The organism is Mycetohabitans sp. B3 (assembly GCF_021498065.1).
Classification (GTDB): domain Bacteria; phylum Pseudomonadota; class Gammaproteobacteria; order Burkholderiales; family Burkholderiaceae; genus Mycetohabitans.
Genome location: NZ_JAHLKN010000017.1, coordinates 90,092 through 103,315, shown reverse-complemented (window position 1 = coordinate 103,315; position 13,224 = coordinate 90,092). Strand labels below are relative to the sequence as shown.

The window sequence follows — 13,224 nt, the reverse complement described above, 5'->3', positions numbered from 1 at the left end:
CTCGTCCAGCGCTGCCGGCTCGCTCGTCAGCGGAAAAGGAAGCGAATTACCTTACCATGTACGCTGCCTACGAGCAGCAACAGGCCATGCTCGAGTCGCTTCTTCAGTTGCCGCCCCAGCGTGTCCGGCCCGTGTGCTCAGGTTCTCTTCGACGATCACCTCGAGCACCACATGCGCCGCCGTGCAGGCGAGTGAATGGTCCACGTAGATGCCGCCCAGTCCGCCGGGCTCCGCGGCATCCGTCAGCACGGCCCGGCCGACCATATCGGACAGCAGCATGCCACCGACCAGACTCTTCGCCATCGTTATCAAGTCCGGTTTGACATCGTCGTGCTGCATCCCACGGCAGCGAGCAAAGCTGTGCATCAACTGGTCCACCCGCGGCGCCCGTGTCCCGTCGCGGTCCAGCTGCAGGTCGGGCTCGATGATCGCGATTCGACGTCTCGTATGGTCCAACACAGCTTGAGTGGTAAACGATACAGTTAGCAGCGCAGTTGGCAAACTGTATCTGTCCGTCGGCGAGTGGACAGCGATAGAGTTAGATAACGACTCAAGGAGCCACCATGACTTCATCCGATACCGTCAGCGACCTGTCGAACTTCTGGATGCCGTTCACCGCCAATCGCCAGTTCAAGGCCGCGCCGCGCCTGCTGACGTCGGCCAAGGGCATGTACTACACGAGCAGCGACGGCCGCGAAGTACTCGATGGCGTGGCCGGCCTGTGGTGCGTGAATGCAGGCCACGCGCGCGAGGAGATCGTCTCTGCAATACAGCAATCGGCCGACACGCTCGACTATGCGCCGCCATTTCAAATGGGCCATCCGCTCGCCTTCCAGGCGGCGGCCAAGGTGGCCCACATCATGCCGAACGGGCTGGACCGCATCTTCTTCACCAACTCGGGGTCGGAGTCAGTCGATACCGCGCTGAAGATTGCACTCGCCTATCACCGGGCGCGCGGCGACGGGCAGCGCACCCGGCTGATCGGCCGCGAGCGCGGCTACCATGGAGTCGGTTTCGGCGGGATCTCGGTAGGCGGCATCGTCGCCAACCGTAAGGCATTCTCCGGTGCGCTGCTGCCCGCGGTCGACCATCTGCCGCACACGCATGATCCGGCAAGGAACACGTTTTCCCGCGGACAGCCCGAACATGGCGCGCACCTAGCCGACGAACTCGAGCGGCTGGTCGCGCTGCACGACGCATCCACGATCGCAGCCGTGATCGTCGAGCCGGTGGCCGGCTCGACTGGCGTGCTGATTCCGCCAAAGGGCTACCTGCAGCGGCTGCGGGAGATCTGTTCCAAACACGGCATTTTGCTGATCTTCGACGAGGTCATCACCGCTTTTGGGCGGCTCGGCCGCGCGACGGCCGCCGAGTTCTTCGGCGTCAAGCCAGACCTAATCACGATGGCCAAGGCGATCAATAACGCCGCTGCGCCGATGGGCGCGGTAGCCGCGGACAGGAAGATTTACGACACGATCGTGAACGCTGGCGCGCCGGGCGCCATCGAGCTGTTTCATGGCTATACGTATTCGGCTCATCCAATCGCGGCGGCGGCGGCAGTCGCGACGCAGGCCCTGTATCAGCGCGAGGGATTATTTGAGCGGGCGGCAAAGATCGCGCCTTTCTTCGAGCATGCGATCCACGCGCTGCGCGATGCGCCGTACGTGAAGGATGTGCGCAACCTGGGGTTGGTCGGTGGTGTGGAGCTGAAATCACGCGACGGCGCATTCGGTGCGCGCGCCTACGAAACGTTCGTCAAGTGTTTCGAGCTTGGCGTGTTGATCCGCTATACCGGGGAGACGCTCGCGTTCTCGCCACCGCTGATCATCTCCGAACAACAAATCACGCAAGTTTTCGACACGGTGCGCAACGCGTTGCAAACGCTGAAGTAACGACAACGCCATAGCCGCGTATTCGGCCAGCGCCGACGCCATCGAGTACGCTGCTGAAGGAAATAGAGTACAAAGCGTTCATCCGCGTGATCCGTTCGTGGGAACGCAAGCATTTGCTGTTGCCCGTATGACGGAAACCCGGCCCCGCTCTCGCCCGATGTTATTTTTTCAGCCACCGGCCCAATCACTTCCGACACTACCCGTGCCAAATTGTTGCGTTTTTCTCGCTCCTCTTTCGCATGCGTGCCGATCCCAGTAGGAGAGCCTCGCTATAGTCTAAAAGTGCCGGACATCCAAAGCCGGCAGAAACGGCGGGGGTCAATAGACCGGCCTATCCGATAACTATTCGCTGTTGCTGCGGCTCGATTGCGACATGCCAACCGACGATTTGACAAGATCTATCACTTTCGTGTTATGCCGCGGGGGTGATTGTCCCTATAACAAAAACAATGCATCGATACGGGGCAGTCATGTCGCTATCTAACGGCAGTCAATTCACCGTTTCTCGAAGACTCGTCTACTGGACACGCGAGCCGTCCCAGGACCTACAACAACAATTGTCCCGACGCAGCTGGCTCGTGTCGGTCGTCGTTGATGGGCATGCCGTCAGGCACGCGCTGCAGCATGTCGATCAGGCAGGCGGGATCCTCGACCTGAGCACGGTGCCCGACACTGAATTGCTGGATGCGCTGGCGGTCTGCCAGGCGGCATCGGACGTAGCCTGGATCGGCTTAGTTGAGCCGCGGCAGCTCAGTATCGCGGCAGTCAGGGCAGTGCTTCGTGACTATTGTTTTGATTATGTAACGCTTCCCGCGTCGCAGCAGCGCATAGCCGATGCAGTTGGCCAAGCATACGGCATGCTCATGCTGCGCGCCCCCCAGGGCCAGTCACGCTCGCGCGAAGGGAGGATGATCGGTACCTGCGACGCGATGCTGAAGCTGTTCGACAAGATACCGAGAATCGCGCGCACCGACGCGCCAGTGCTCATTTCCGGTGAGTCGGGCACCGGCAAGGAGCTGACCGCGATCGCGATCCATGAGCGCTCGCCCCGTGCCAAACGGCCGTTCGTCGCGATCAACTGTGGGGCGATTCCGCCTCACCTGGTCCAGTCCGAGTTGTTTGGCTACGAGCGCGGCGCGTTCACCGGAGCAGTGTCGCGCAAGGTCGGCCGGATCGAGACGGCCAATCACGGCACGCTGTTCCTCGATGAGATCGCGGATCTGCCACTGGAGAGCCAGACCAGCCTATTGCGCTTCCTGCAAGAGCGCACGATCCAGCGCCTGGGCGGGCGTGACACGATCCACGTCGACGTGCGGGTCATTTCAGCCACGCACGCGAACCTGGAGGAAGCCGTCAACGCCGGGCGCTTCCGCGCCGATCTCTATCATCGGCTGTGCGTGCTGCGCGTGGAGCAGCCCGCGTTGCGCACGCGCGGCAAAGACATCGAAGTGCTCGCGCAATGTATGTTCGAACGATACAAGTCGGACGCGCCGCACGTGAAGGGCTTTTCTCCGTCGGCCATGGTCGCAATGCGTCGCTATCCGTGGCCAGGAAACGTGCGCGAGTTGATCAACCGAGTACGGCGTGCCTTGGTGATGACTGACGGCACCCTCCTAACGGCTCACGATCTGGAACTCGAACAGTGGGTGCCGCCGGAGGCCGTGCCGATCATCAAGCCGCCCGTGGTCATCAATGACCATTTGATCGACCAGGCGCTGAAGCGGCACCGCGGCCGGCAAACCGAAGCGGCGCGAGAGTTGGGTATTTCCCGCTCCACGCTGTACCGCCGACTGCGCACCCAGCGTCTTGCGGAGATGGCTACGGACGCGGGGTGATCCCAAGCGCGACCGGGGCGGCCCACGCGATGCGACGCTAGAGCGGCAGCGTGTCGGTGCGATGAGCCGGCTCGGTGCCATGGCATCGACCGGCTGGGAATACTCCAAACCTGTGCTTCGGTCGTACACTCACTCGCCGAGCAAGCGTGACTGCTCGGCAATCTCGACGCTCTCGGCAGTGACCCACGGCTTCAGCACATGCGCCATCGCGATGATCGCGTCGACCAGCACCGCGATCTGATCCGATCGCGGGCGATCGGCAGTCAACGGTGCGATAATGCGGCGGCACAGCTCACACGTCTCAAACCCTGCTCACTGCGGAACGCGGACAAACGGCCGAGTGTCCATCTTCGCACGGGTAGGCGAACATAGCGTTTTGTACCACTGTCGAAGGACGGTATGCGGCGTCTGTAGTCGGCGCCTTCGCGGGTTCGATCCCCAAGTGCCTACCACAAGGCGCAGCTTCGGCGCTTGGCAGCTCGCTAACGTTTTGCCCGAGAACCGTAACGAGTAGTTCGAGCGGAAGTATCGACACGGATTTATAGCATTGCTGGACGGACAATCGACATGACCAAAGTGAACTTCACGCGTGGAGCCAATGGAAAGCCCGTCGCCACACAGGCACTGGAAGAAGCTTTGGCCGCGATCGACGGACTTTCCGGTGAGTGCTTCTTTGGATATCCGCTAATCGCCACCCCCGAGGGAAAGTACTTCCTCGATGCAACATTTGTCAGTCCAGAGAAGGGGGTTGTCCTTTTTGATTTGATCGAAGGGACAGACGTTGGTGACTACGCCGCCCGCCAAGACGACCTAGCTAACAAAATCGACGCCAAACTCCGTCTCCACAAGGAGCTCGTCAAAGGGCGACGATTGATCCCGATACTCCAGGTCATCTCCTTCGCGCCAACGATCAATGATGTTAAGCGACTCGCGCAGAACGGCTATCCGATTGCCAACGACAAGAGTTTGGCAGAAGTCATCGCGTCTATATCATCGTGGGATGACAGCACCGAGGCCCTATACCGGATGGCGCTTTCCGCCGTCGAGAGCCTGTCCTCAATCCGCAAGAGCCGCTCGAAGCGAGAAGTCAGCAAACCCAATTCTCGCGGTGCAAAACTCAAGAAACTCGAGGACTCGATTGCTACGCTGGATCATCGCCAGAACCGCGCAGTCATCGAGACTGTGGACGGCGTACAGCGCATTCGAGGCTTGGCTGGGTCGGGAAAAACGATCGTGCTTGCTCTAAAAGCAGCATATCTTCACACACAACATCCAGATTGGCGCATCGCCGTAACATTTCATACCCGATCATTAAAGGGGCAATTCAAGCGCCTCATTAACAATTTTTGCATTGAGCAGAGTGGCGAAGAGCCTGATTGGTCAAAACTGCGGATAATAAACGCGTGGGGCGCCCCAGGAGGTGACGAACGTGATGGCGTTTACTATGAATTTTGCCGCGCTACTGGGCAAGACTTTCACGATTTTCGAACTGCGAGCGCCCGGTTTGGCGGCGACGCGAAAGCATTCGAGGGCGCCTGCCAAGCCGCACTGGGTGCCCTGAAGTCAGCACCTGAGCTCTACGACGCTGTTTTAGTGGATGAAGCGCAAGACTTTGCGCCAAGCTTTTTGCGTCTTTGTTATTCGACGCTGAAATCACCGAAGCGGTTAGTTTACGCTTACGATGAACTACAAAATCTCTCTGGGGCCTCGCTACCTCCTCCGGAAGACATCTTTGGTATTGATACGAAGGGGGCTCCCTTAGTGTCCCTCGGCGATGATACGAGGCGAGACGTAATTTTGGGAAAGTGCTACCGGAACTCGCGACCGGTGCTTGTTACCGCTCATGCTCTGGGTTTTGGTATCTACCATGATCAGCCCAAAGGCACAGAGACCGGACTCGTCCAAATGTTCGATCAACCAGCACTTTGGAAAGAAATTGGATATAGAGTCAGCCAAGGTACTTTAGCCAAGGGAGAATGCGTTGTTCTCGAACGTACAAATGAGACAAGCCCCGAGTTCCTTGCCGATCACTCGCCCATAGACGATCTGGTTTCGTTCCAGCAATTCAATAATGAGGCTGAGCAAAATGCCTGGCTTGTTGACCAAATCAAGAAAAATATTGAAGAGGACGAGCTACGGCACGATGATATCATCGTCATTCATCCAGATCCCGTATCGGCACGCACGCGATTTGGACCGATTCGAAAGACCTTGTTCGATTGTGGCATTCAGAGTCATCTGGCAGGTGTAGACACATTAGCTGATGTTTTCTTCAAGACAGAAACCCCGTCTGTCACTTTCACCGGCATTTACCGCGCTAAGGGCAACGAAGCCGGCATGGTATATGTGATCAATGTACAAGATTGTGATGGTGCTGGGGCCGGGTTAGCCAATCTGCGCAACCGTTTGTTCACAGCAATCACCCGAAGCAAGGCGTGGGTACGCGTGATAGGACATGGCGAGGGAATGTCTCATCTTATTCAAGAATTTCAGCGGTTGAAGCAGAATGATTTTCGCTTGTGTTTCACCTATCCCACCGATAGCGTTCTCGGAAAGCTTAGAATCGCATACCGCGATCTGTCGCCACACGAAAAGCGACGCTTGGAGCAAAAGAAGGGGCGCGCAGTTGAATTGGTAGACGCCTTGGAACGAGGAGAACTCACGCCCGATGATCTTGATGAAGAAACAAAGCAGAAGCTTCTTCGGCTGCTTAGGGACAGTGTATGAAGCCCCCGCAACAACCGCGCACGGTCAGAGATGACATCGAGCAAATCGTGTCATCGTTGATAGAACTTGGAATTGCTGATGATCAAAATTTTCCCGTTCTACGACAACTTTCCGCTCAGGGATGGGAGATCACATTTGGTGGGGCCGAGCACGTATCAATTGCCGTGGGCGAAATCGACTACGAGGTTATTCATCTGGAGCTGTCGGATAAACGTTCGTACAACGTCAAGCTACTCGATGGGGGATTGCTTCAGATGATGTACCTTTTTGAAGGCGAACAGCTCGTCAAGCATCGACTCGCGTATTATCCCTCGCCCAGCTTGCGCGCATTCCAGGATGATCCTGATTCGTACATGCGAGATGAGCTCTTTTTGGATATCGTATCGCGGCGCATCGTGCCCTCCCCCTTGCGATTTGACTTTGATCAAGCAGCCGCCGTCGACATTAACCATCCATGCTGCCACCTTACATTGGGCGATGTTCAGGGATGTCGCATTCCTGTTTCTTCTGGGATAACCCCTCGGTGGTTTGCCGAGTTTATCCTCAGAAATTTCTATCAAACTGAATCGCACGACTTTGTCGGCCGCCTGCCTGCTCATAGGCTTGGTTTTGATGAAGCAATCACCGAAAACGAAAAGCTTTTGATGCACGTGGTAGTTCCAACGATTTAACGAACATCTGACAGCGTGGGAACTTTGACCAGCTCAATATCAATCAGGCGTTCTGCCAGTGCAAGCCCCGGGCCGATTCGGCCCATCCCGAAGGGCCGGAAATTTCCACTTTAGAACGGCCCCGATTGAGGGAGCCTCAGCCTCGCTAACGATGGCATCAATTTCGCAATCCGTCCATGTCTCCGCCCGCTGCACGGGAAGCGTGCCGCCGAGCGCTTCAACCGGATAATCGACAATGTAGCGATCCGCCACGAAATCGCCGTGTTCCAGTCATAACGGCATGAATCGGCTGCAGCACGTCTTAAGTATGGCGTAGGAGAATCTGTATGAGATTCTCGAATTCTCAATACTTTGTAGGTCTGAATGCCTGAAGCTCATCTAGTGATCGAGACGTTTCTTGCAGTCATCCAGCAAGTGAGTTTTTTTATCCTAGAGACAAGGAGAAATCGACATGCCATTTCTCACGCGCTTGGCCAAACGCTATGGCACGGCGATGAACGTCAAGAACATGCGTCTGCTGCTCATGCCGATCGGCAGCGCCCTCCACGGCGAACTACCACAAGAATCTCGACGGCGGCAAGCCGACGAATGCCGATGGATAGTCTCGGGTGTACGTGGCTCTGGAAGAATGGAAATTCAATCAGTGATCACCGCCGCCCAGCGCCTTATATAAAGTCATTCGGTTATTAAGCCGATCCAAGCGGTTCAGTGCATCGGCGCTCTGCGCGTCGCGCAACCGCTGCTGCTGATCGAGCCACGGTTGTACGCCAGTCGCACCAGCGACGAAGCGGGCCCGCGCAAGCGCTTCCGCGCGCTGCGCCTGAGCGAGCGACAGTGTACGCTGTTCGCTTTCTTGTTCGAGCTGCACGCGTGCGGATAGCGCGTTCTCGACCTCGCCGAGCGCCGTGTACAGCTGCTGGCGGAAGTTGACGACGGCTTCCTCATATTGTGTCTGCGACACTTTAATCTGCAGCTGCATCGTGTTCCGCTGAATAAAGGGCAGCGCGAGCCCAAGGCCGAGCGTTGCGATAGGATTCGACAGCGCACGCTCAAGGCTCACACTTGATGTGCCAATCGAACTGGTCAGCGTGAGCGACGGGTAGAAGTGGGTGCGTGTGATATCAATGTTCGCGAGCAAACTGCGCAATCGGAACTCCGCCGCGCGCAGGTCCGGACGCCGTGCGAGCAGGTCGGCAGGCAAGCCCGCTGGCACTGCCGGCAACAGCCGGTCAGGCAGCGCAGCGGGTTCGGCGGCCCGCGCTTGCGGCGGACGGTCAAGCAAGATCGCGAGCGCGTGACGGTTTTCGGTACGCTGCTGAATCCATTGTGTTTGCATCGCGCGCTGCGTGGATAAGTTTTGCTCGGCTTGCGCGACATCGAGCCCGGAGACCGCGCCGGCCGCATGACGCGCCCGCACCAGCGCGAGCGTGCGCTGCGCATACGCGATGTTCGCATCGCCAAGCGCAATCTGCTGATTCAGGTAGCCGATCTGCCAGTACAACGCGGCCGTCGTGCCGATCAGTGAAAGCCGTGCTGCGTCGCGGTCGGCCTGCGTCGCGTCGGCTTCCCAACGCGCCGCATCGCGCTGCGCGGCGAGCTTGCCCCACAGGTCGAGTTCGTAGTTGAGGGAGCCGGACACGCTGCTCGCGCGTAATGCCTGGTGCGAATCCAGCGTGCGCGATACGCGGCCGTTGCCGCCGAGCGTCACAGTGGGCGTCAGGTTGGTCGCGACAAGATTGGCCCGCAGCTGTGCGCGATAGACGCGGATCGCAGCGGCGGCGAGATCGTTGTTCACGGCAAGCGCGTCGGCAATTAGCCGATCGAGCACCGGGTCACCGAAGCTGCGCCACCAGTCGGCCAGAATAGACGCTGCCGCGCAAGGCTCAGATGGGCTAGAGACAGCGCAGGGATGCGTCTGCGCTGTCGCGCCGCTCGCGTCGTACGCTGTCCAATGGGCAGGCAGGTCCACTGCAGGCAACGGCTGGCGGCGCGCGTTCGTGCAACCCGCAAGCAACGCGGCGGCGCAGGCGAGCGCGAGCAGGCGGTGGAAAACACTCGCAATGCGGATCATCATGGCGTCACCTCAATCGCGCGCGAGCGCATCGATCGGATCGAGCCGTGCAGCGTTGCGAGCGGGCATGAAACCGAAAATGATGCCGATTAGTGTCGAACACAAGAACGCGGTGACAATGGAGGCGACAGAGAACACCATTTTCCATTGAGCGACAAACAGCGGGAAGATAAAACTCGTGCCAAACGACAACACGATGCCAATTGCGCCGCCCATCAGGCATACCACAACCGCCTCGATGAGGAACTGCTGCATGATATCGCTCTGCCGCGCGCCGACGGCCATCCGGATGCCGATCTCGCGCGTTCGCTCGATCACCGACACGAGCATGATATTCATCACGCCAATCCCGCCGACCACGAGTGAGATCACCGCGACCAGCGACAACAATAGCGTCAGCATTTGGCCGGTCTTTTCAGCCGTTTTGACCACGTTATCCACGTTGTAAGTGAAAAAATCCTTGCGACCGTGGCGCTGCGTCATCAGCTTCACGAGATTGTTTTCGGCTGCCGTGCTCGGCTGTCCATCGCGCACCCGCACCGTGATGCTGTCAAAATGGCGCTGACCAAACAGCCGGCCGCTCGCTGTCGTGTAGGGTACCCATACGTTTAGGCTCTTTATCTCACCGAACGCGCTCTTCTTGTCCGCCGTCACACCGATCACCACACACGGCAGGTTGCCGATGAGCACTACCTCGCCGAGTGGATTCGAGTTGGCGCCGAACAGCTTGCGACGTGTGTTCTGGTCGATCACCGCCACTTGCGCCTGACGGCGTACGTCGTCAGGACCGAAACCCATCCCTTGAGTGAAGCGTATCCCCCGTACCTGGAAGTAATGTTCGCCGATACCACTCACTAACGCGTTGATGTCGATGTTTCGGTAGCGTAGTAACAAGCTGCGCGACGTCTCGGGTGTCACGCTGTCAAGATAGGGCTGCTCGGCGAGTGCGGCCACATCAACGGGCACAAGCGTTTCGATCGTGCTCGCCTGGCTGTCGCCCCAGTCGCGGCCCGGGAAGATGTTGATCGTGTTCGTGCCAATACTGGCGATCTCATCGAGTATGTAGCGCTTCGCGCCTTCGCCAATCGCAACAATGGATACCACCGACGTGATACCGATGATAATACCGAGCATCGTCAGACCCGTGCGCAGCCGATGCGACATGAGCGCGAGCCATGCCATCCGAAATGCCTCGGCAAAGCGTCCGGCACTCGCCGGCCAGCGGCGCGCACGTAGCGCAGGCGTGGCAGCCCGCGTGTCCACCGCGGAAACGGGTGTACCGCATGCGACCGGTGCGTTTGCCTGTGCAGTTACGTGGTCGATAACGGCAAATGATGTGTCGGCGGATGCGGATGCGGTCAATGTAGCGTCGGTGGCTACCGTATCCGCGGCCGATACGCTGACATCGGCCGCCGAGCATAGCGTGTTCGTCCGGTCTGCGACGATCTTGCCATCGCGGATTTCGATGATCCGGCGCGCGTGCGCGGCGACATGCTCATCGTGCGTGACAATGATCACCGTATGGCCGAGCGCGTTCAGCTCACGCAGAAGCCGAATTACCTCCTGACCACTCTTCGAATCGAGTGCCCCTGTCGGCTCATCGGCAAGGATCACTTCGCCGCCGTTCATCAGCGCACGTGCGATGCTGACGCGCTGCTGCTGTCCGCCGGATAGCTGGCTTGGGCGGTGCCCGGCGCGCTGCGCGAGCCCGAGCCGTGCCAACAGATGCTCAGCGCGCGCTCGCCGCACAGACTGCGCACTGCCCGCATAGATTGCCGGCATTTCGACGTTCTCTGCCGCGCTCAGGTGCGGCAGCAGATGGTAGCGCTGAAAAATGAAGCCGAAGCGCTCGCGCCGCAGTTGTGCTAGCTCGTCTCCGTCGAGTTCGCGTGTCTCGCGGCCATCGACCCGGTAGCTGCCGGCGCTCGGATGATCCAGGCAGCCCAGAATATTCATTAGCGTCGACTTGCCGGAACCTGACGCGCCGATGATCGCAACGATCTCTCCCGCGACGATCGACAGGTTGACGTTTTTCAGCACGACCACATCCCGGTCGCCGGCAGGAAAGTGCCGCGTGACGTTGATGAGCTGCAGCAGCGGTCGGGGCATCGTCAGCGCGCTGAGCTGGTGAAAGTATCGGACGCGTCGCCGATCACAACGCGTTCGCCGGCCTTGAGTCCATCGCGGATCTCGACCTTGACGTTGTTGTTCAGCCCGGTGCTGACTTGACGCGTGACGGTCCTGCCATTGGCATCGAGCACACGTACCGCGTACCGCCCATCCGGCGCCTTCGCGCCAAGCGCGGAAACCGGGATATTGAGCACTTGCCGCGCGACGCCGAGCAGTACGCTGACCTGCGCAGTCATCGAGATGCGCAGCCGGTGACCGGGATTGGGCACCTCGAACAACGCGTTGTAGAACACAGCCGTATTGAGCTTGGACGAGCCACCGAGCGAATTTTGTTGCGTATCGAGGAAATTCTGCGGCGCGGGCTCGATCGCGCGCAACTTGCCATAATAGCGTTTGTCCGGTTCGCCGAGTATCGTGAAGTATGCAGCCTGGCCTGGGTGCAGGCGAATCACGTCAGCTTCCGATACCTGTGCCTTCACCGTCATCGTGTCGAGGTCGGCAAGCTTCAGGATCACCGGTGCCTGCTGCTGCGCGATCACAGTCTGGCCTTCCTGCGTAACAATCGCGACCACTTCCCCATCCATCGGCGCAACGATTCGCGTGTAGTCGAGATTGGCCCGTGTGGTCTCGGTTTGAATGCGGGCCGAGCGAATCTGCGCGTCGAGCGACGCGAGATTCGCACGCTGCACAACAAGCGCCGCGCTCGCCTCTTCGCAATCCCGCCGCGAAGTCGCGTCATCCCGCAGCATTTGTTGCTGGCGGCGGAATTCGAGTTCAGCCTGCCGAAGCTGCGCAGCCGTTGCACGCCTCTGCGCAACGAAGTTCTGCTCGTTGGTTTCCGCCTGACGCAGCGCGTTCTGCAAGAGAACCGGGTCGATCTGCGCGAGCCATTGTCCCGTCTTGACCGTGTCGCCGAGCTTGACCTTCAGCGACTTGAGTTGGCCAGAGACCTGTGCGCCGACATCAACCTGCTTGAATGCCTGTAGCGTGCCCGTCGCGAGCACCGCATGCTCGAGATCGCCGCGTTCGACATTCGCGGTCAAGTAATGCGGATGCTTGTCCCGAGAAAAGACATGTAGCGAGAGCGCGGCAATCAGAAAGACAGCGATAACGCCGACTATCGCGGCACGCCAACGGCGGATCTTCATGGATGGCAGAGCAGTTAGAGCAAATGCAAGCGCATAGCGGCAACCAAAAGTGAACCATGATACCGAAAAGTATCCAACGCTACCTTTTCAAGGTGTTGCACCTTCACGGCACCGCAGCATGCAGTATCGTTATGGTGCGATGCACGCAACAATATTTTCATTTTCCGCACCTTTCACACAGAATAATAAACAATGCTCATGGAGCTGACAAGAATTTCACCCGCCCTCTTGCAAAATCTCAATTTTTTACTACACTGATATTGCCTATGTTGATTTTAACGACATAGGTTTAGCCGCTTGCCTACTCGGATAGCGGCTTTCTTTTAACACTACGGGATCAAGGAGATTTTCATGAATAAGCACCAAGACGTGAAGCATGAAGTGTCGGACTGCCTGTTGGATGATGAATCGCTGATGGAACTGTGCGCTTCTGAATCGACGCTGGGCGGTTCGGGACAATACCGAGAAGCTGGCGTTGGCCGCTTTCTCTGATCTACTACACTGATCCTGCCCATGTTGGCTTGAACGACATAGGCTTAACCGCTTGCCTAGTCGGGAAGCGGTTTTCTCCCAGCTACGAGATCAAGGAGATTCTCATGAATAAGCAACAAGACGTAACGCATGAAATGTCGGACTTCCTGTTGGATGATGAATCGCTGATGGAACTGTGTGCTTCTGAATCGACGCTGGGCGGTTCGGGGAAATACAGAGAAGCCGGCATTGGCCGCTTCTTGGATTAATTTTAGCCTG

Annotated in this window: 12 protein-coding genes; 7 read left to right on the top strand and 5 right to left on the bottom strand. The window is 58.4% G+C overall.

The features are described from left to right. Positions 1-51: 51 nt before the first annotated feature. Positions 52-456: an aminotransferase class III-fold pyridoxal phosphate-dependent enzyme gene (locus tag KQH55_RS04080; RefSeq protein WP_373566356.1), complete on the bottom strand. Its 405-nt coding sequence runs from the start codon at positions 454-456 to the stop codon at positions 52-54. Between the two features lie 107 nt (positions 457-563). On the opposite strand from KQH55_RS04080, the gene KQH55_RS04075 reads away from it, so the two are divergent. Both KQH55_RS04075 and KQH55_RS04070 read left to right on the top strand, forming a co-directional pair. Further along, on the top strand, positions 564-1,892 hold the full coding sequence (locus tag KQH55_RS04075) for an aspartate aminotransferase family protein (RefSeq protein ID WP_235090250.1): 1,329 nt from the start codon (positions 564-566) through the stop codon (positions 1,890-1,892). 470 nt (positions 1,893-2,362) lie between these two features. Next, the gene (locus tag KQH55_RS04070) at positions 2,363-3,727 is read left to right on the top strand and encodes a sigma-54 dependent transcriptional regulator (RefSeq protein WP_076796877.1); all 1,365 of its coding nucleotides are present in this window, start codon (positions 2,363-2,365) and stop codon (positions 3,725-3,727) included. 129 nt (positions 3,728-3,856) lie between these two features. On the opposite strand, the gene KQH55_RS04065 is transcribed toward KQH55_RS04070, so the two are convergent. Next, positions 3,857-3,994: a hypothetical protein gene (locus tag KQH55_RS04065; protein WP_235090249.1), complete on the bottom strand. Its 138-nt coding sequence runs from the start codon at positions 3,992-3,994 to the stop codon at positions 3,857-3,859. Between the two features lie 300 nt (positions 3,995-4,294). Between KQH55_RS04065 and KQH55_RS04060 the strand changes: the two genes are divergently transcribed. From KQH55_RS04060 to KQH55_RS04050, 3 genes are all read left to right on the top strand, one after another. Then, entirely contained in the window at positions 4,295-6,454 is a 2,160-nt protein-coding gene (locus tag KQH55_RS04060; protein ID WP_235090248.1) for a DEAD/DEAH box helicase, read from the top strand. Further along, positions 6,451-7,125, top strand: coding sequence for a DUF2290 domain-containing protein (locus tag KQH55_RS04055; RefSeq protein WP_235090247.1), 675 nt, complete (start codon positions 6,451-6,453; stop codon positions 7,123-7,125). The genes KQH55_RS04060 and KQH55_RS04055 overlap by 4 nt, the downstream gene beginning before the upstream one ends. Before the next feature lie 451 nt (positions 7,126-7,576). Beyond that, positions 7,577-7,798, top strand: coding sequence for a hypothetical protein (locus KQH55_RS04050; RefSeq protein WP_235090246.1), 222 nt, complete (start codon positions 7,577-7,579; stop codon positions 7,796-7,798). Here the strand turns inward: KQH55_RS04050 and KQH55_RS04045 are convergent. The 3 genes from KQH55_RS04045 to macA are packed head-to-tail and all read right to left on the bottom strand — an operon-like array spanning position 7,766 to position 12,474. Continuing rightward, entirely contained in the window at positions 7,766-9,199 is a 1,434-nt protein-coding gene (locus KQH55_RS04045; RefSeq protein WP_235090245.1) for an efflux transporter outer membrane subunit, read from the bottom strand. The genes KQH55_RS04050 and KQH55_RS04045 overlap by 33 nt on opposite strands. Positions 9,200-9,208: 9 nt before the next feature. After that, positions 9,209-11,305, bottom strand: coding sequence for a MacB family efflux pump subunit (locus KQH55_RS04040; RefSeq protein WP_235090244.1), 2,097 nt, complete (start codon positions 11,303-11,305; stop codon positions 9,209-9,211). 2 nt (positions 11,306-11,307) lie between these two features. After that, positions 11,308-12,474 carry a macrolide transporter subunit MacA gene (macA, locus tag KQH55_RS04035; RefSeq protein ID WP_235090243.1) on the bottom strand — a complete coding sequence of 389 codons (1,167 nt, stop codon included), beginning with the start codon at positions 12,472-12,474 and terminating at the stop codon, positions 11,308-11,310. Positions 12,475-12,825: 351 nt separating this feature from the next. Here macA and KQH55_RS04030 point away from each other — a divergent pair, with 351 nt between their 5' ends. Next, positions 12,826-12,966: a burhizin family lasso peptide gene (locus KQH55_RS04030; RefSeq protein WP_235090242.1), complete on the top strand. Its 141-nt coding sequence runs from the start codon at positions 12,826-12,828 to the stop codon at positions 12,964-12,966. A gap of 104 nt (positions 12,967-13,070) precedes the next feature. Continuing rightward, complete coding sequence (locus KQH55_RS04025; RefSeq protein ID WP_235090241.1) at positions 13,071-13,214, top strand: burhizin family lasso peptide; 144 nt, start codon at positions 13,071-13,073, stop codon at positions 13,212-13,214. Positions 13,215-13,224 lie beyond the last annotated feature (10 nt).